Source organism: Micromonospora cynarisoli (assembly GCF_030518815.1).
In the GTDB taxonomy this organism is placed as follows: Bacteria; Actinomycetota; Actinomycetes; order Mycobacteriales; family Micromonosporaceae; genus Micromonospora; species Micromonospora wenchangensis.
In genome coordinates, this window is sequence record NZ_CP130426.1 from 1,775,519 (window position 1) to 1,793,498 (window position 17,980).

Sequence of the window (17,980 nt, forward strand, 5' to 3'; positions counted from 1 at the left end):
CCGATCAGCAGAAGGAGCAACGCCCATGCCCTCGGCCCAGGACACCATCCTCGCCGACCTCACCGAGATGATCGACGCCGTGCTGGGCGACTTCGCGGACGACCAGGTGGTCACCATGGACACCACGTTCTCCGAGGACCTGGGCATGGAGAGCATCGACGTGGTCGCGCTCGCCGGCCGGCTCCAGTCCCGCTACGGCGACACGGTGAACTTCGCCCACTTCGTCGCCAAGCTCGACCTGGAGACCGTCCGGGAGCTGAAGGTCGGGCAGCTCGTCACGCACATCGCCGAGTCGTTGGCGCAGGCCGACGAGGTCGGGGCGGGCAGCCGGTGACCATGGTCCGGGCGAACGGGATCACCCTGCACACGCAGCGGCTCGATCCCCCCGGTCCGGCCGCCGACGGCCGGGCCGGGCCGACGCCGACCGCCGTGCTGATCCACGGGATGGCGTCGGACACCATGGCGAGCTGGTACTTCACCCTGGCCGAGCCGTTGTCCCGGGCCGGTTTCCCGACCGTCCTGTACGACCTGCGCGGACACGGGCGCAGCGAACGTCCCGCCACCGGGTACGCCCTGGACGACTTCGTCGACGACCTGGCGGGGCTGCTGGCCGCCCTGGACGTCACCGGCCCGCTGCTGTTGCTGGGCAACTCGTTCGGCGGCACCATCGCCTTCGGGTACGCCGCCCGGCACCCGGAGCGGGTGGCCGGCATCGTGACGGTCGAGTCGGCGCCGCCGATCCCGGAGTGGATGCGGCGGGTCCGCGAGCGGCTCGCCCGCGTCGCCGCCCGGCTCCCCCGCGACGGGGCGGTCACCGAGATCGGGGTACGGCGGGGGCGGGTCGCCGCACAACGGGCCGCCGAGACGCACCGGATGCTCTCCGACACCACGCTGGAGCAGGAGCTGCCGGCGAGCCCGCTGCCGCCCGCCGGGTCGTTGGCCACGATCGGCTGCCCGGTGCTCTGCCTCTACGGCGGTGACTCGGCGGTCGTGGAGTTGGCCCCGGCGGTCCGCGCCCTGCTGCCGCAGACCCGGGTCGAGGTGCTGCCCGACCAGCGGCACACGGTGCTGATCGACCGCCCGGAGGAGGTCCGCCGACTGGTCTTCGCCTGGCTCGCCGAGGACTGCTCGCTCGACGTGGCCCAATCCACCACCGCATGACGACGCGACACCCAGGAGGTCTTCCGATGGACGCCCCGATCACCGGCCGGTCGATCATCATCAGCAACGGTCGGTGCGGCTCCACGCTGCTGTCCGACCTGATCCACGAGGAGCCGGACACCCTGTCGGCCCAGGAGTTCTTCATGTCGGTCGCGCCGTGGGCCCGCAGCGCCGAGGTGCTCACCGGTGCCGAGTACTGGGCGGTGCTGGCCAGCCCCAAGGCGGAGCTGGCCACCCTGTTCCGGATCGGCCTGCCGCCGAAGGAGGTCCGCTACCCGGCCACCGGCCGGTGGGCCGACCGGCTCACCGAGCTGCCGCGCATCCTGGCGATCACCCTGTCCAAGCTGACCGCCGACCCGGACGCGCTGTTCGACCAGCTCGCCGGGCGGGTGCCGCAGTTCCGTACCCAGACGGTGGCGCAGCACCACCACGACTTCCTGGACCTGCTCGCCGTGCTGACCGGCAAGACCCGGTGGGTGGAACGCTCCGGCGGCTCCAGCCACGTGGCGCCGTACCTGCTGCGGGGCTTCCCGGACTGCAGGGTCGTCTACCTGACCCGCAACTGGGAGGACACCGCACGGTCGATGAGCCGGCACTCGTCGTTCCAGCTCATCCAGTTGCGGGTGGAGTTCCTCGGCCGGTGCGGGCTGGACCCGTTCCGGGTCGGCGCGGACCAGGCGGTGCCGGAGGACCTCCAGCCGTACCTGCCGGACCGGCTGACCGCCGACGCGCTGCGCGAGCGGGGTCAGGACCTGCGCCGCTACCTCGGGTTGTGCGCCTTCATGAGCAGCCAGGCCGACCAGGCGCTACGCGACGTGCCCCCGGAGCACCTGCTGCGGATGTCCTACGAGGATCTGGTCGCCGACCCGGTGGCCGAGCTGACCGGCCTGGGCCGGTTCCTGGACTTCCCCGACCCGTCCGGGTGGGCCGAGCGGATGGCGTCGCGGGTCGTCGCCCCGGCTGCCCGAAAGTTGCCGGCCGCCGTCTGAGCGGCCCCTGTGTGTCCCTGCCCGCCCCGGTTCCGGTCCGCCGGACCCGGGGGCGGGTGTCCGCCTTCCTTCGAAAGAGAGACTGTTGGTGAATGCACTCCGGTTCTCCGCACGGCGGTTGTCGACCGCCGTCGCCGTACTCGGGCTCGGGTCGGTGTTGGCGGTACCCTCGGCGGCGCTCGGTGCGCCACTCGACGCCGCCGACACCGGCGGCGCGGCCAGCGCGGCCGGCGCGCAGCAGAGCAGCCCGCAGCTGCTCGCCAAGGCCCAGCCGGACGAGTGTTTCGCCGGGATCGGGCTGCCGTACCCGGCCGGGCCGCCGTGCGCCGAGGGCAAGGCCAAGGTCAACCAGGCGTACCTGTGGGGGATGACCCGGGCCGGCAAGATGCTGTGGTTCGGCACCGGAGCGAACGTCAACTGCCTGACCAGCGGACGAGCCCTGCGCAACACCACGCCGACGGTCAACGACGACTGGGTCTGCGAGTACGGCGAGAGCCAGGTCGCCAAGCGCAACCCGCAGTTGCCGGCCATCCTCGGTGACCACCGGCAACCGCGCCTCTACACCTACGACACCCGCGCCAACAAGCTGACCGAGAAGACCGACCTGGTGAAGGCGGCCTCCACCGAGGACGCGAACCGGTTGCAGACCACCGCGGGCATCCGGGCGGCCGGCAACTTCAACGGGGTGGCCCTGCTGGGCGGCCCGGCGCTGGGCACCAGCGTCAACCTGTTCGCGTTCGACACCGACACCGGCGCGTTCCTCGGTTCCCGCAACTTCCCGATGTACGGCAACATCCGGCACTTCACAGTGGCCGGTGACGCCCTGTACGCCGGGGTGGGCGTCGGCGCGAACGGGGGCGAGCGCGGCAACGTGCTGCGCTGGACGGGCAGCAAGTCCGACCCGTTCGCGTTCACGGTGGTGGCGAACCTGCCGGCGCAGGCCGCCGACCTCACCGTCCACCAGGGGCGGCTGTTCGTCACCACCTGGCCGGGCTCGGACGCCGAGCTGGCCGGCCCGACCGCCGGTGCCGCCGCCCCGCCGCCGAGCATCGCGGCGGTCTGGATGAGCCCGCCGCTCGCGTCGGGCGCCCCGGGGCTGAACCCGGAGGACGCCGACGGCTGGCAGCAGGTGTGGAACGTGTCGGAGTACGAGCCGGACCCGGTGGTGGCCCGCGCGTACGCCCTGGGCGGTCTGGCGTCCTACGGCGGTTTCCTCTACTGGGGCACGATGCACGTGCCGATGAAGGCGACCACTGTGCACATGGCGACCTACCCGCCGGCGAACGAGGCGGCGGCGCAGGCCACCATCCAGAACACCCAGCGGTCGATCAGCATCTACCGGGGCCGCAACTTCGGCTCCCACTTCGAGAAGGTCGACCTGCTGTACGGCGCGACGGAGCTGCCCGCGTACGACCCGGCGGCCAACAACGGGGCCGGGGCGTGGGCGTTGCAGTCGACGCACCAGACGCCGAAGTTCGGGCCGCCGGGGTTCGGCAACCCGTACAACAACTACACCTGGAAGATGGTGGTGGCCGGCGGGAAGTTGTACGTCGGCACGATGGACTGGAGCTACCTGGCCAAGGAGCTGGGCAAGGAGACCGCCGCGGAGCTGGGCCTGTCGCCGACGCTGGCCGACGACCTGGCCCGCGCGCCGATGGACGCGGCCGGGATGCGTTCCAGCGCCCTGCCGACGCCGGTCTACGGCGGTGACCTGTACGCCTTCTCGTCACCGACGAAGGCGGCGACGACGGTGAACAACACCGGGTTGGGCAACTACCTGAACTACGGCATCCGCAACATGGTCGCCGACGGCCCGACCCTCTACCTGGGCATGGCGAACCCGATGAACCTGCGGGCCGACCCGACCGACAGCGTCCCCGAGGGTGGTTGGGAGCTGATCCGGCTGCGGGGCTACTGAGCGGCGGGGACGTCGGCCCGGCGGCAGCGTCGTCGCCGGGCCGACGGCCTCCACCCCGGCCGGCTCCGGCGCGGGCGCAGCCGGATGCCCCTTGCCGAATCCTGGCGCGTCCCTGACATTGCTCGAACATTCCCGGGCGAAAGTATTGATATGATGCCTTTTACTGTTTTTCGCCCTGAAGGCGGGTCGAACCGTACCAGCCGGTCCACGGCCCGGCTCGCGGGAACGCTCGCGCTGCTGCTCGCCCTGACCGCCCCGGCCGGGTGCAGTCCCCGCCGCGACCAGGCCGACTCCCCCACCGGCCCGGCGTCCGGCGCACCCTCCGGCGCGGCGCGGCCGGCGGCGGACACGCCCGTCGGCAGCTCCACGCACACCCTCACCGTGGACGGGCGGGAACGCAGCTACCGGCTCTACCGGCCGGCCTCGGCCGACCTGAGCAAACCGGTCCCGCTGGTGGTGATGCTGCACGGCGCAGCCGGCACCGGCGAGCAGGCCGAGCAGGCGTACGGCTGGACCGGCCAGGCCGACCGGGACGGGTTCCTGGTGCTCTTCCCGGACGGGCTGAACCGGGCCTGGGCCGTCGGTCCACAGTGCTGCGGGGCACCCGCCCGCGACGGCGTCGACGACGTCGCCTTCATCACCGAACTGGTCGCCACCGTCGGCCGGGAACTGCCTGTCGACCCGGCCCGCCGGTACGTCACCGGGATCTCCAACGGCGGGCTGCTGGCGTACAAGCTGGTCTGCGACACCACGATCTTCGCCGCGATCGGGGCGGTGGCGAGCACGCTGACCGGGCGGTGCGCCGACCCGAAACCGGTGTCGGTGCTGCACATCCACGGCCAGCAGGACCAGACCATGCCGTACGGCGGCGGGCCCGGCCGGCGGGACAACGGCGGCACCGGACGCAACCCGGTGAAGATCGACGGCCCGCCCACCCCCGAGCTGGCCGCCCGGTGGCGCAGCGTCGACTCCTGCGGCGCGCCGAAGGTGACCACCGACGGGCCGGTCACCCGCGCGGCGGCGACCTGCGCCCAGGGCCGCGCCGTCGAACTGATCACCGTCGCCGACGCGGGACACCAGTGGCCCGGCGGCCGACCCAACCCGCCCCGGGCGGAGAAGCTGCTCGACCTCGATCCCCCCTCCACCGCACTGAACGCCACCGACACCATCTGGCGGTTCTTCGCCGCGCACCCCCAGCCCTCCGGCGGCTGACGGCACCGCCGCCGGCCCCGTCCGGCACCCGCACCCCTTCAGGACAGGAGTTGAGATGCCCAGCAGAGACGGGCCGGCCGTGGTCGAGGTCGACGACCTCGTCAAGCGCTACCCCCGCACCGACACCAACGCGGTCGACGGGCTGTCGTTCACCGTCGCGCCGGGCGAGATCTTCGGGCTGTTCGGGCCGAACGGGGCCGGCAAGTCCACCACCGTCGGCATCCTGACCACCCGGTTGCGAGCCACCGGGGGCCGGGCCGTCATCTGCGGGGTCGACGTGGGCCGGGACCCGGCCGCCGCCCGCGCCCACCTGGCCGTGGTGCCCCAGCACAACAATCTGGACCGCGCGCTGACCCCCCGGCAGAACCTCGTCTACCACGCCACCTACCACGGGGTACGGCGACGGGAGGCACAGGACCGCGCGGCGGAGCTGCTGGACCGGTTCGGCCTCACCGAGCGGGCCGACCGGCGGATCGAGGCGTACTCGGGCGGCATGGCGCAGCGGTTGATGATCGCCCGGGCGCTGACCCACGAGCCGGCGGTGCTCTTCCTCGACGAGCCGACCAACGCCCTCGACCCGCAGACCCGGCTGCTGATCTGGGGGCAGCTGCGGCAACTGCGGGAGCGGGGGGTGGCGATCGTGCTGACCACCCACGCGATGAACGAGGCGGCCCGGGTGGTCGACCGGGTCGGCATCGTCGACCACGGCCGGCTGCTCACCCTGGACACCCCGACCAACCTGGTCCGGGGCCTCGCCGGGGACGCGCTGCTCGACCTCACGGTCACCCCGGCCGGCGGGGACGACCCGGACGCGCTCTGCGCCGCCCTGGGCGAGCTGCCCGGCGTACGCAAGGCGGAGCGGGTGGCGACGCCGACCGTGCCGGCCGGTGGACGGCCGGGCGGCGGCGGGGCCGGGCTGGCCGGGGTCGGGGCGGGCGGCGCCGGGATGCTGGCCGCGCTCGCCGCCGGTGGCGGTGGGCGGCCCGACGCCGGCCGGCTGGCCACCCTGGCCGGGGCGGGCCTGCTCGGGCGCGGCGGCGGGGCGGCCGGCAACGGCGGACGCGGCCGGCTGCGCATCCGCCTGCACCTGGCCGGCGATCCCGCGACGCTGCTCGGCCCGGCGGTGACCGTGCTCGCCGCCCGGTCGGCGGCGGTCAACGCGGTCGACGTCGGCGAACCCAGCCTGGAGGACGTCTTCATCGAACTCACCGGAAGGCAACCGCGGTGACCGCTCTCGACACCCCGACCCCGCTACGCGCGACGGCCACGCCACGCCCCCGCCCCGGGACCGGGCGGGTGTTCGCCGCGGTGCTGCGCCGCGACCTGATGGTCACCGGCCGGGAACTCTGGGTCATCCTGGTCCAGGTCGGGCTGACGCCGCTGTTCATGCTGTTCGTCTTCAACACCGTGCTGGGCAGTCAGGGCCTCGTCGGGCGCGGCTTCGCCGACGTGTTCCTGCCCGGCATCATCGCCCTGGCCGCCCTCACCACCGCGTTGCAGAGCGTGGCCCTGCCGCTGGTGAAGGAGTTCGGCTTCACCATGGAGATCGAGGACCGGTTGATGGCGCCGCTGCCGACCGGGTACGTCGCGGTCGGCAAGCTGGTGATCGCCACCATCCGGGGGCTGCTCGCGGCCGTGCTGATCTATCCGCTCGGCGCGCTGATGGTCGGTTCCGCGCCGTGGCGGCCGGCGGGGCTGCCGCTGGCGTTCGTGGTGGCGCTGCTCGGGGCGTGGATCGGCGGGGCGATCGGGATGAGCCTGGCCACCACCCTGCCGGTGCAGCGGATCAACGTGACCTTCTCGGTGATCCTCACCCCGATCATCTGGACCGGCTGCATCCACTACCCGTGGCCCCGGCTGTCGTCGGTGCCCTGGTACCAGGTGGTCACCGCGCTCAACCCGATGACGTACGTCTCGGAGGGGGTGCGCGGGGCGTTGCTGCCCGGCGTGCCGCACCTGCCGGCGTGGGTGTGCCTGACCGTGCTGACCGGGGTGGCCGTCGTCCTGACCTGGGTCAGCGTCCGCTGCTTCACGCGCCGGGCGATCCAGTGACCACCCGCACCCGCACCGCCCGCGTACCCGACAGGTCGAGGAGTTGCCATGGTTGACCCCACCATCGCCGAATCCGACGTGGCGCTCGCCCGCCGGCTCGCCGCCCACGCCGGTGAGCTGCTGCTACGGGTACGCGCCGACCACGGACACGCCGATCCCGCCGCGCTGAAGGCCGCCGGCGACCGGGCCGCCCACGACTTCCTCCGGGCCGAGCTGGCCCGGTGCCGGCCGGCCGACGCGGTGCTCTCCGAGGAGGACGAGGGTTCCCGGCTGGTGGACACCGGCGACGGGGTGTCCCGGCGGACCGCCGACCGGGTGTGGATCGTCGACCCGTTGGACGGCACCCGGGAGTTCTCCGAGCAGGGCCGCGCCGACTGGGCGGTGCACGTGGCGCTCTGGGCGCGTGACGCGGCGACCCCGCACGGGCTGGTCGCCGGTGCCGTAGGGTTGCCGGCGCAGGGCCGGGTGCTGACCACCGACGACCCCACCGCCCCGCCGGCCGCACCGTCCCCGCCCGACGGGGTGATCCGGCTGGCGGCCAGCCGCAGCCGTCCTCCCGCCTTCCTGGCCGCACTGGCCGACGAGGTCGGCGCGGAGCTGGTGCCGATGGGTTCGGCGGGGGCGAAGATCGCGGCGGTGGTGACAGGTGACGTGGACGGCTACGTCCACGCGGGCGGCCAGTACGAGTGGGACTCCGCCGCGCCGGTGGCGGTGGCCACCGCCGCCGGGTTCCACGCCTCCCGCATCGACGGTTCCGCGCTGACCTACAACGAGGCGGACCCCCGGCTGCCGGACCTGCTGGTCTGTCGCGGCGAGCTGGCCGTGCCGCTGCTCGCCGCGCTGCGGCGGCAACTGGCCGGCACGGCGGTCGCCCCCGGTTCCCCCGTCCCCCACCCCGGAAAGGACCCGCGATGAGCAGCGGATCGGCTGCGTACCAGGTCTCCCAGCTCGACGAGTTGGAGGCGGAGAGCATCTTCGTGATGCGTGAGGTGGTCGCCGAGATGGAGCGGCCGGTGCTGCTCTTCTCCGGTGGCAAGGACTCGATCGTGATGTTGCGGCTGGCGCAGAAGGCGTTCGCCCCGGCCAACATCCCGTTCCCGGTGATGCACGTGGACACCGGGCACAACTTCCCGGAGGTGCTCGACTACCGCGACCAGCGGGTGACCGAGCTGAACCTGCACCTGATCGTGGCGAGCGTGCCGGAGGCGCTGACCCGGGGCCTGGTCCGTGAGTCGGGTGACGGGATGCGGAACCGGATTCAGACGCCTGTGTTGTTGGACGCGGTGGAGAAGCACCGGTTCGATGCGTTGTTCGGTGGGGCGCGGCGGGACGAGGAGAAGGCGCGGGCGAAGGAGCGGGTGTTCTCGTTCCGGGACGAGTTCGGGCAGTGGGATCCGAAGAACCAGCGGCCGGAGTTGTGGTCGTTGTACAACGGTCGGCATCATCCGGGTGAGTCGATCCGGGTGTTTCCGTTGTCGAACTGGACCGAGTTGGACATCTGGCATTACATCGCCCGGGAGCGGGTGCCGTTGCCGTCGATCTACTACGCGCACGACCGGGAGGTCGTCGAACGCGACGGCATGCTCTACGCCGTCAACGAGTTCTTCACTCCCCGCGCGGGCGAGGAACCCTTCACCGCTCGGGTGCGGTACCGCACCGTCGGCGACGCGTCGTGCACCGCCGCCGTCCGCTCGGACGCGGACACGGTGGAGAAGGTGATCGACGAGGTCGCCGCGACCCGGATCACCGAGCGGGGCGCCACCCGGGGCGACGACCGGGTCAGCGAGGCCGCCATGGAGGACCGCAAGCGGGAGGGCTATTTCTGATGAGCACCGAGATGCTGGCACCGGCCGGTTCCCCCGCCGAGGCCCGACCGATGGACCTGCTGCGGTTCGCCACGGCGGGGAGTGTGGACGACGGTAAGTCGACGCTGATCGGTCGGTTGCTGTACGACACGAAGTCGTTGTTCACCGACCAGTTGGCGGCGGTGGAGGCGGTCAGCGCGGCCCGGGGTGACGAGTACACCAATCTGGCGTTGCTCACCGACGGTCTGCGGGCCGAGCGGGAGCAGGGCATCACGATCGACGTGGCGTACCGGTACTTCGCCACGCCCCGGCGCAAGTTCATCATCGCCGACACCCCCGGGCACACCCAGTACACCCGCAACATGGTCACCGGCGCGTCCACCGCCGACCTCACCCTGGTCCTGGTGGACGCCCGTAAGGGGTTGGTGGAGCAGTCGCGGCGGCACGCGTTCCTGTGCTCGCTGTTGCGGGTGCCGCACCTGGTGCTGTGCGTCAACAAGATGGACCTGGTCGACTTCTCCCAGGAGGTCTTCGAACGCATCGCCGACGAGTTCACCGCCTTCGCGGCGAAACTCGACGTGCCCGACCTCGCGGTGATCCCGGTGTCGGCGCTCCAGGGCGACAACATCGCCGCCCGGTCGGAGAACATGCCGTGGTACGAGGGTCCGTCGTTGCTGCACCATCTGGAGCACGTGCACATCGCCTCGGACCGCAACCTGGTCGACGTCCGGTTCCCGGTGCAGTACGTGATCCGCCCGCAGTCCACCACGGTCACCGACTACCGGGGCTACGCTGGTCAGGTCGCCTCCGGGGTGCTCAAGCCCGGCGACGAGGTGATGGTCCTGCCCTCGGGGTTCACCAGCCGCATCGCCGCCATCGACACCGCCGACGGCCCGGTCGACGAGGCATTCCCCCCGATGTCGGTCACCGTCCGCCTCGACGACGAAATCGACGTCTCCCGGGGCGACATGATCTGCCGGCCGAACAACGCCCCCACGGTCGCCCAGGACATCGAGGCGATGGTCTGCTGGATGGACGAGACCCGCCCGCTGGAGATCGGCGGCCGGTACGTCGTCAAGCACACCACCCGTTCGGCGCGCGCCATCGTCCGTGAGCTGCACTACCGGCTCGACGTCAACACGCTGCACCGGGACGAGACCAGCACCGCGCTGGCGCTCAACGAGATCGGCCGGATCAGGCTGCGCACCACCGTGCCGTTGCTGGTGGACGACTACCACCGCAACCGCACCACAGGCGGTTTCGTCATCATCGACGAGACCACCAACCGCACCGTGGGGGCGGGGATGATCATCCAGCGGGACTGACCCCACGCTTCGCTTCGGCCGGCCCGGCACCCTCCCCCGCCGGGCCGGCCGAGCCCCTGGTACGTCACCCCCGGTCGGCGCTCGGCGGGCCGAACCAGCGGGCGAGCGCGGCGGTCAACCCGTCGGCGTCCGGCCCGTCCGTCGGGGACTGCCAGGCCACATAGCAGTCCGGGCGCAGCAGCAGCGCGGTCGACATGGCGTCACCGGGCGGATCGGCAGCCACGCCGCCCGACGTGAACCGTCCGGTGAGCACGTCGACCCGGTCCCGCCACGGCCCGGCCGCTCCGGCGTGGACGCCGGTGGGGTCGAGCAGCAGCGGGCGGGCGGTCCGGGTCAGCTCGGCCAGCCGGACCGGGCCGGTGTCGGTGTGCCACACCAGGTCGGGTGCGAAGCATCCGACCAGCGGCCCGTCCGCGGCGCCCATCGGATAGCGGACGTCCGCCCCGGCCATCAGGGCGGCGACGTGGGCCGCGTTCTCCGGCCGGTCGAGCAGTTCACCGAGGAGCACCCGCAGCGCGGTGACCTCGCTGCCGGGGGCGATCAGCGCCGACTGGGCCTGGGTGGACATGGTGACCCGCTGCGCGACCGGGCGGCGTTCCGCCTCGTACGAGTCCAGCAGCCCGTCCGGGGCCCGGCCGCGCACCTGGGCGGCCAGCTTCCAGCCGAGGTTAACCGCGTCCTGGAGGCCGAGGTTGAGTCCGGGCCCGCCGATCGCGGAGTGGACGTGGGCGGCGTCGCCGAGCAGCAGCACCCGCCCGGCACGGTACCGTTCGGCGAGCCGGGTATTGCCCCCCACCAGGCGACGCAGCAGGTGCGGCCCGGGGCCGGCCGGCGGATCGATCGGCACGTCGACCCCGAGCACCCGGGCGACACTGGCCCGCATCTCGGCGAGGGTGAGTGGCCCGTCGACCTGCCTCGCCTCGGGCCACTCGATCGTGCCGAGGCCCGCCGGACGCCCGGCGAAGGGGGCCCACATGATCAGCCCGTGCGGGGTGCGGGTGTGCCGGAACGGCGCGACGGTGCCGTACCCGGGCACCACGAGGTCGCCGGTCGCCGCGTCGACCAGCTCCGGGGGCAGGCTGACCTGGGCGGTACGGGAGACGGTGCGGTCGGTGGACACGCCGGGGAAGCCGATCCCGGCCAGCCGGCGTACGACGCTGTGCCCGCCGTCCGCGCCGACCAGGTAGCGGCAGCGCAGGGTGGTGCCGTCGGCGAAGGCGACCTGCACGTCGTCCGCGCCCGGGGTCAGCCCGGTCACCTCGTGTCCCCGTCGGACCTGCACGCCCAGTTCGGCGACCCGCGCGGCGAGCACCCGTTCCAGATGCTTCTGCGGGGCCTGGAGCAGGTACAGCGGGTTGTCCGGCACCGCCCGCAGGTCCAGCGGCAGCGCCCCGAAGACGAAATCGGGCGACGGCTGGGGCGGACCCGGGTCGTCGACGAGGCGGTGGTGCAGGCCGCGCCGGTCGAGCAGCCGGACCACCTGACCGACCAGCCCGTTGGCGCGTTGCTCGGTGGTGGGGGCGGACAGCCGTTCGCAGACGACGGGCCGGACGCCGGCCAGGGCCAGTTCGGCGGCGAGCAGGAGGCCGTTGGGGCCGGCGCCGACGATGAGGACGTCGATCATCGCGGGATCCTTTCGAGGGCATGGTGGACCGCCGCCGGGGCGCGGCGGAGCACGGGCAGGACCGGGCACCCCGACGGGGCGCGGGTGGGCGCGGTGGATCGGGCTTCCGCGGTTCGGCGGGAACGGTCGGGGCAGCGCGGTGGGACCGGGCGGCGGTCGGGTCAGCGGGGTGTGGGGGGTGGCAGGCCGGCGGCGAGCCGGGTCAGTGCGTCGGGGAGCAGGTGTTCCATCGCCACGGGCGGATCGGCGCGCAGGTAGTGCCGGATCGCGGCGTTCACGGCGGCGTTCACGCTGGCCGCCACGAGGTGGGGATAGAGGTCGCGGTCGGGGTCGGTGCCGGTGCGTTCGGCGACGGCTGCGGCCAGGTCGGCCTCGGCGATCGCGCCCGCGCGCAGCATCTCCGCCTGTAACGCCGGTTCGGCCAGCATCACCGCGAGCCCGTCGACCCACTCGGCGTGTGCGCCCGGCGGCGACTGGGTGACCTCCGGGCCGGGGGCGAACCGGGTCAGCGTCGCCGCGATCAGCGCCGCCCAGAGGGGTTCGTCGGCCGGCCGTCGGCGCAGTGCCTCGGCGACCCGCCGGCTGCGGTCGAGGTGCCGGAAGGCGATCGCCTCGGCCTTGCTGGAGAAGTAGTTGTTGAACGTACGCGGGGAGACGCCCACGGCCTGGGCGATGTCCTCCACCAGGACGTTGTCGAAGCCCCGGGCGACGGTCAGCCGGATGGCCGCCCAGCTCAGCGCCGTGCGTGTCTCGACCTTCTTACGCTCCCGTAGCCCGCTCACCCACCCAGCATAGCCGAAAGTGCGCGCCACGCAATATTACGTGGCACGCACTTTTTGCTCCCGTGGCGCCCGGTCAGGCGGGCAGCGCCTGCCGGGAACGCCCCCGCCGGCGGAAGGCGTACCCGGTGAACAGGAGCAGGACCACCGCCGACGCGACGAATCCGCCGGTGAGCACCAGTCCGGAACGGTCCGCGCTGGTCGCGGCGGCGGCCGTCGACCCACCGAAGGAGACCGTGCCGGTCGCGGTGCGCTTGGTCCAGCCGCTGGCGAGGTCGAGCCGGGCGTTCCACGGCCCGTCGGGCAGCCTCGGGTCCAGCAGCACCCGCACGGTGGCGGTGCCGCCGAGGGCGAGCGTGTCGGCCTCGGCGCGGACCGGCCCCACCGACAGCCCACCCGGACCGTCGGTGAGACGTAGCTTGCCGGCGAGGTCCAGCGCCCGCCGCCCGGTGTTGCGCACCTCGGCGGTGACCACCGGCGCGCCGTCACCGTCCCGGTGACCGGCGAGCCCCGTCACCTCGAAGCCCGACGGGGGTTCACCGCCCGGCCCGACCGACAGGTACACCCGGATGCCGACCCGGCCGATGTTACGCACGTTCTGCCCGTCGACGGTGGACACCTCGGCCCAGATGACCGCGTACCGCTCCCCGGCGGAAGCCTTCTCCGGCACCGCGATGGTCACCGTGAGCACCGCCTCGTCGTCGGGCTCCAACTCCACCCCGTCGCGGTCGACGGTGATCCAGCTGCTCAGCTCGTCAGGCGTCCGGTCGGGCGCGAAGACGAAGCCGGTGCGGTCGACGTCGGCGGCGGCGGCGTAGACGGCGATCTTCCGCTCGATCTCCGAGACGTTCTCCACCACGATCCGCCGCTTGATGGTCGTCCCGGGATGGACGTGGTCGACGATGTACTTGTGCGCGCGGCTGTCGTCCCGCCGGTTCACCGGCGCATCGAGCAGCCGGATGCCGACCGCGGCGGCGGGGCCGCTGGAACTCGGGCTCGGCGTGGGGGACGGCGACGCGGCAGACGCCGGTGTCCCGGCGGTCACCAGGACGGCGACGGCCAGGACAACGGCACGGAGACGGTCAGGCCACCGAATGGGTGATCACCCCCGTGTAGAGGCCACCGACAGCCGCCGGCGGCAGGGTGATCCGGAGGCTGGGGTCCCAGGTGGCCGAGTTGTTACCGCTGCCGGAGGTCTTGGAGAAGGCTGTCCGGGGCAGGTTGAGCGTCACCGCGTCGGCCGGGGTGGGCTGCCCGGGCACGAAGGTGCCGGTGCCGGTGGTGGAGATCGCCGGCCCGGACCAGTACTCCACCAGGTTGGGCAGGATGGTCTCCTCACCCGAGCCCCCGCCGGTGGTGAACGCGGTGCTGGTGACCGACGCGGTCCAGGTCGCCGAGAGCGCCGCCCGGCTGTCGGTGACCGTGACGTTGCCGAGTGAGCCGGAGATGGTGGAGCCGGCGAAGGCCGCGCCCAGGTTCACCGAGGCCGGCACGGTGATGTCCAGGTTGGCGGTCGACACGGTGAAGGTGACGATGGTGTCGCCCGACGGGGCGGCGGCGGCGGGCGATGCTACGGCGAGCACCGCCGCCCCGGCGGCCAGGGCGAGCAATGGCTTCTTCATGCCCACCACGCTAAACACCGAAAAGGTCCAGAATTCGCATTCAGAGCGAATCACCCATTAGGCGACAGAGTGGGTGATGGTACCGGTATACACGCCGCCCACTGCCCCGGCGGGGATCGCCACGCGAAGGGTGGGCGCCCAACTCACACTGTTGCGCTGGTTGCCCGAGGTCTTGCTGAACGCGACCCGCGCCACGGTCAACGTCACCGCCTGCGCCGCGGTGGCCTGACCGGGCACCTTGGTGCCCCCACCGTTCTGCTTGGTCACCGGGCCCGACCAGTAGGAGACCTGGGTGGTGGCGATGGTCTTGCCCGCGCCACCCCCGGCGGTGACGAACGCCGTGGCGGACACGGTGGCCGTCCAGGTGTTCGGGTTGACCGACCGGGTGTCCCGCACGGTGACGGTGCCCAGCGAGCGGCTGAGGGTGGTCCCCGCCAGGCCTCCACCGAGGCTCGCCGTCGGGGGCACGGTGATGTCGAGCCCGACCACCAGCGCCATGACCTGCACACGGGGGACGGGTGCCGCGCCGGGCGGTGCGACACCACCCACGAGCAACAACGGACTGACCAGGGCTGCCAGGAGATGCACGGACGACACTATAGGGTGCTTTTGGGCGTTTCGTCCAATACGAAGTGGGGTTCACCCCTCACCCGTCCCTCACCGGCGCGGGCCCCGGCCGGTCGGCCGGGGCCCGCGCGACGGGGTCGGATCAGGAGAGGTCGAACCGGTCCAGCTCCATGACCTTCGTCCAGGCCGCCACGAAATCGGTCACGAACTTGACGCCCGCGTCCTGGCTGGCGTAGACCTCGGCGAGGGCGCGCAGCTGGGAGTTGGACCCGAAGATGAGGTCGACCGCGGTGGCGGTCCACTTCACCTCGTCGGTGGCCAGGTCCCGGATCTCGTAGACGTGCTCGTCGGACTCCGACGCCTTCCACCGGGTGCCCGGGGAGAGGAGGTTGGCGAAGAAGTCGTTGCTGAGCACACCCGGCCGGTCGGTCAGCACGCCGTGCGCCGTGCCGCCCACGTTGTTGCCGAGGGCCCGCAGGCCACCGACGAGGACGGTCATCTCCGGCGCGGTCAGGTTGAGCATGTACGCCCGGTCGACGAGCAGCACCTCCGGCTGGGTCTTCTCACCCGGGCGCAGGTAGTTGCGGAACCCGTCGGCGCGCGGCTCCAGCACGGCGAACGACTCGACGTCGGTCTGCTCCTGACTGGCGTCGGTGCGGCCCGGCCGGAACGGCACGGTCACCTCGACGCCCGCGGCACGGGCCGCCTGCTCGACGGCGGCCGAGCCGGCCAGCACGATCAGGTCCGCCAGCGAGATCTTCGCCCCACCGGCGGCGTTGAACTCGCGCTGGATCCCCTCCAGGGTCGCCAGCACCGTCGCGAGCTGCTCGGGCTGGTTGACCTCCCAGCTGCGCTGCGGTTCGAGCCGGATCCGCGCGCCGTTGGCGCCACCGCGCTTGTCGGTGTACCGGAAGCTCGCGGCGGACGCCCAGGCGGTGCTGACCAGCTGCGCGGTGCTCAGGCCGGAGTCGAGCACCTTCGCCTTGAGGGCGGCGACGTCGGTGTCGGACACCAGCTCGTGGTCGACGGCCGGCACCGGGTCCTGCCAGAGCTGCGGCTCGGCGACCCAGGGGCCGAGGAAACGGCTGACCGGGCCCATGTCGCGGTGCAGCAGCTTGTACCAGGCCTTGGCGAACGCCAGGGCGAACTCGTCGGGGTGCTCCAGGAAGCGCCGCGAGATCTTCTCGTACGCCGGGTCGACGCGCAGCGACAGGTCGGTGGTGAGCATCGTCGGCCGGTGCTTCTTGGCCGGGTCGTGGGCGTCCGGGATGATCGCCTCGGCGTCCTTGGCGACCCACTGCTTGGCCCCGCCGGGGCTGGTGGTCAGCTCCCACTCGTAGCCGAAGAGGATCTCGAAGAAGCGGTTGCTCCACTGCGTCGGCCGGTCGGTCCAGGTGACCTCCAGACCGCTGGTGATGGTGTCGCCGCCCTTGCCGCTGCCGTGGGTGCTCAGCCAGCCCAGGCCCTGCGCCTCCAGCGGGGCGCCCTCGGGCTCGGGGCCGACGTGGTCGTCGGCGACGCCCGCGCCGTGGGTCTTGCCGAAGGTGTGCCCGCCGGCGATCAGCGCGACGGTCTCCTCGTCGTTCATCGCCATCCGGCGGAAGGTCTCCCGGATGAAGTGCGCCGCCGCGAGCGGGTCGGCGTTGCCCCGGGGGCCCTCCGGGTTGACGTAGATGAGGCCCATCTCGGTCGCCCCGACACCGGCCGCCATCTCGGTCTCGGAGGCGTAGCGCTCGTCGCCGAGCCAGGTGTCCTCCGGGCCCCAGAAGATCTCCTCGGGCTCCCACACGTCCGGCCGGCCGAAGCCGAAGCCGAAGGTCTTGAAGCCCATCGACTCCAACGCCACGTTGCCGGCGAGCACCAGCAGGTCGGCCCAGGAGATCTGCTGGCCGTACTTCTGCTTGACCGGCCAGAGCAGCCGGCGGGCCTTGTCCAGGTTGGCATTGTCCGGCCAGCTGTTCAGCGGCGCGAACCGCTGTCCGCCGTCACCGGCGCCACCGCGACCGTCCTCGATCCGGTACGTGCCGGCGGCGTGCCAGCTCATCCGGATCATCAGGCCGCCGTAGTGGCCGAAGTCGGCCGGCCACCAGTCCTGCGAGGTGGTGAGCACCTCGGTGATGTCCCGCTTGAGCGCCTCGACGTCGAGCTTGGCGAACGCCGCGGCGTAGCTGAAGTCCTCCCCCAGCGGGTTGCCCTTGGCCGAGTGGGCGTGCAGGACCGAGAGGTCGAGCTGGTTGGGCCACCAGTCCCGGTTGGTACGCGGACGCCCGCCGGTCTTCGGCTTCGGGGAATCGATCGCCGGGTTCTCGCTCTCGCTACCCTGCGCGGTCGCCGAGTCGTGCGCGACCGGGCAGCCGGCCGCCGCCTTCTGGTCCACGCCCTGCGCGCTGACGGGGGCGTTGTCCTGGGTGTCGCTCATGTACTTCCTTCCGAACTGGTGGATCACTGGGAGGTGCGGTCGGTCGCACAGTCGGGGCAGGTGCCCCAGTAGACGACCTCCGCCTCGTCGACCACGAACCCGTGGTCGTCGGAGGCGGTGAGACACGGCACGTGACCGACGGCGCAGTCGACGTCGGCGATCACGCCGCAGGAGCGGCAGACGACGTGGTGGTGGTTGTCCCCCACCCGCGCCTCGTAACGCGCGGTGGACCGGCCCGGCTGGATGCGGCGCACCAGGCCGGCCTCGGTGAGTGCCCGTAGCACGTCGTAGACCGCCTGGTGGGAGACCGTGGGCAGGTCGGCCCGGACCAGCGCGATCACCGTGTCGGTGTCGACGTGCGGGTGGTCCCGCAGCGCGGCGAGCACGGCCAGTCGGGGCCGGGTCACGCGCAGCGAGGCCGCCCGTAACTGTGCCTCGAGGTCGGCCGTCATGACACGACCATAGTCCGCTGTTCTGGAGCAAATCAAGTTTAGGCCCGGCGTGGCG

17 protein-coding genes are annotated in these 17,980 nt (G+C 72.5%); 10 read left to right on the forward strand and 7 right to left on the reverse strand.

All coding sequences use genetic code 11. The annotated features are described in order from the left end of the window. Positions 1-25: 25 nt before the first annotated feature. The 10 genes from Q2K16_RS07320 (at position 26) to Q2K16_RS07365 (ending at position 10,462) form a co-directional block, all read left to right on the forward strand. The gene (locus tag Q2K16_RS07320; RefSeq protein WP_145919506.1) at positions 26-334 is read left to right on the forward strand and encodes an acyl carrier protein; all 309 of its coding nucleotides are present in this window, start codon (positions 26-28) and stop codon (positions 332-334) included. A 2-nt stretch (positions 335-336) separates the two neighbouring features. Then, positions 337-1,161 (forward strand): alpha/beta fold hydrolase, encoded by an 825-nt coding sequence (locus Q2K16_RS07325; RefSeq protein WP_302746397.1) that lies wholly within the window; start codon positions 337-339, stop codon positions 1,159-1,161. A 26-nt stretch (positions 1,162-1,187) separates the two neighbouring features. Further along, positions 1,188-2,150 carry a sulfotransferase domain-containing protein gene (locus Q2K16_RS07330; protein WP_302744321.1) on the forward strand — a complete coding sequence of 321 codons (963 nt, stop codon included), beginning with the start codon at positions 1,188-1,190 and terminating at the stop codon, positions 2,148-2,150. An 88-nt stretch (positions 2,151-2,238) separates the two neighbouring features. Then, positions 2,239-4,068, forward strand: a complete 1,830-nt coding sequence (locus tag Q2K16_RS07335; RefSeq protein ID WP_302746398.1) for a hypothetical protein — start codon at positions 2,239-2,241, stop codon at positions 4,066-4,068. Between the two features lie 150 nt (positions 4,069-4,218). Continuing rightward, entirely contained in the window at positions 4,219-5,280 is a 1,062-nt protein-coding gene (locus Q2K16_RS07340) for a CE1 family esterase (protein WP_302744322.1), read from the forward strand. A 55-nt stretch (positions 5,281-5,335) separates the two neighbouring features. Next, positions 5,336-6,508, forward strand: coding sequence for an ABC transporter ATP-binding protein (locus Q2K16_RS07345; protein WP_302744323.1), 1,173 nt, complete (start codon positions 5,336-5,338; stop codon positions 6,506-6,508). Then, on the forward strand, positions 6,505-7,332 hold the full coding sequence (locus Q2K16_RS07350) for an ABC transporter permease (protein ID WP_302744324.1): 828 nt from the start codon (positions 6,505-6,507) through the stop codon (positions 7,330-7,332). Before Q2K16_RS07345 ends, Q2K16_RS07350 begins: the two co-directional genes overlap by 4 nt. Before the next feature lie 48 nt (positions 7,333-7,380). After that, the gene (locus Q2K16_RS07355) at positions 7,381-8,247 is read left to right on the forward strand and encodes an inositol monophosphatase family protein (protein WP_302744325.1); all 867 of its coding nucleotides are present in this window, start codon (positions 7,381-7,383) and stop codon (positions 8,245-8,247) included. Further along, positions 8,244-9,158 (forward strand): sulfate adenylyltransferase subunit CysD, encoded by a 915-nt coding sequence (gene cysD / locus Q2K16_RS07360; protein WP_302744326.1) that lies wholly within the window; start codon positions 8,244-8,246, stop codon positions 9,156-9,158. The genes Q2K16_RS07355 and cysD overlap by 4 nt, the downstream gene beginning before the upstream one ends. Then, the gene (locus Q2K16_RS07365; RefSeq protein WP_302744327.1) at positions 9,158-10,462 is read left to right on the forward strand and encodes a sulfate adenylyltransferase subunit 1; all 1,305 of its coding nucleotides are present in this window, start codon (positions 9,158-9,160) and stop codon (positions 10,460-10,462) included. The genes cysD and Q2K16_RS07365 overlap by 1 nt, the downstream gene beginning before the upstream one ends. A gap of 64 nt (positions 10,463-10,526) precedes the next feature. On the opposite strand, the gene Q2K16_RS07370 is transcribed toward Q2K16_RS07365, so the two are convergent. The 7 genes from Q2K16_RS07370 to Q2K16_RS07400 all read right to left on the reverse strand — a co-directional run bounded on the left by Q2K16_RS07370 (position 10,527) and on the right by Q2K16_RS07400 (position 17,925). Then, on the reverse strand, positions 10,527-12,086 hold the full coding sequence (locus Q2K16_RS07370) for an FAD-dependent monooxygenase (RefSeq protein WP_302744328.1): 1,560 nt from the start codon (positions 12,084-12,086) through the stop codon (positions 10,527-10,529). A gap of 161 nt (positions 12,087-12,247) precedes the next feature. Then, positions 12,248-12,868 carry an acyl-CoA-like ligand-binding transcription factor gene (locus Q2K16_RS07375; protein WP_302744329.1) on the reverse strand — a complete coding sequence of 207 codons (621 nt, stop codon included), beginning with the start codon at positions 12,866-12,868 and terminating at the stop codon, positions 12,248-12,250. A gap of 73 nt (positions 12,869-12,941) precedes the next feature. Next, the gene (locus tag Q2K16_RS07380) at positions 12,942-13,805 is read right to left on the reverse strand and encodes a COG1361 family protein (protein ID WP_302744330.1); all 864 of its coding nucleotides are present in this window, start codon (positions 13,803-13,805) and stop codon (positions 12,942-12,944) included. Between the two features lie 142 nt (positions 13,806-13,947). Continuing rightward, on the reverse strand, positions 13,948-14,487 hold the full coding sequence (locus tag Q2K16_RS07385) for a hypothetical protein (protein ID WP_302744331.1): 540 nt from the start codon (positions 14,485-14,487) through the stop codon (positions 13,948-13,950). 57 nt (positions 14,488-14,544) lie between these two features. Further along, positions 14,545-15,075, reverse strand: a complete 531-nt coding sequence (locus Q2K16_RS07390) for a hypothetical protein (protein WP_302744332.1) — start codon at positions 15,073-15,075, stop codon at positions 14,545-14,547. Positions 15,076-15,196: 121 nt separating this feature from the next. Then, positions 15,197-17,473, reverse strand: coding sequence for a catalase/peroxidase HPI (katG, locus tag Q2K16_RS07395; protein WP_302744333.1), 2,277 nt, complete (start codon positions 17,471-17,473; stop codon positions 15,197-15,199). Positions 17,474-17,496: 23 nt separating this feature from the next. Further along, a complete protein-coding gene (locus Q2K16_RS07400) occupies positions 17,497-17,925 on the reverse strand; it encodes a Fur family transcriptional regulator (RefSeq protein WP_088647464.1) in 429 nt (142 codons plus the stop codon). Positions 17,926-17,980 lie beyond the last annotated feature (55 nt).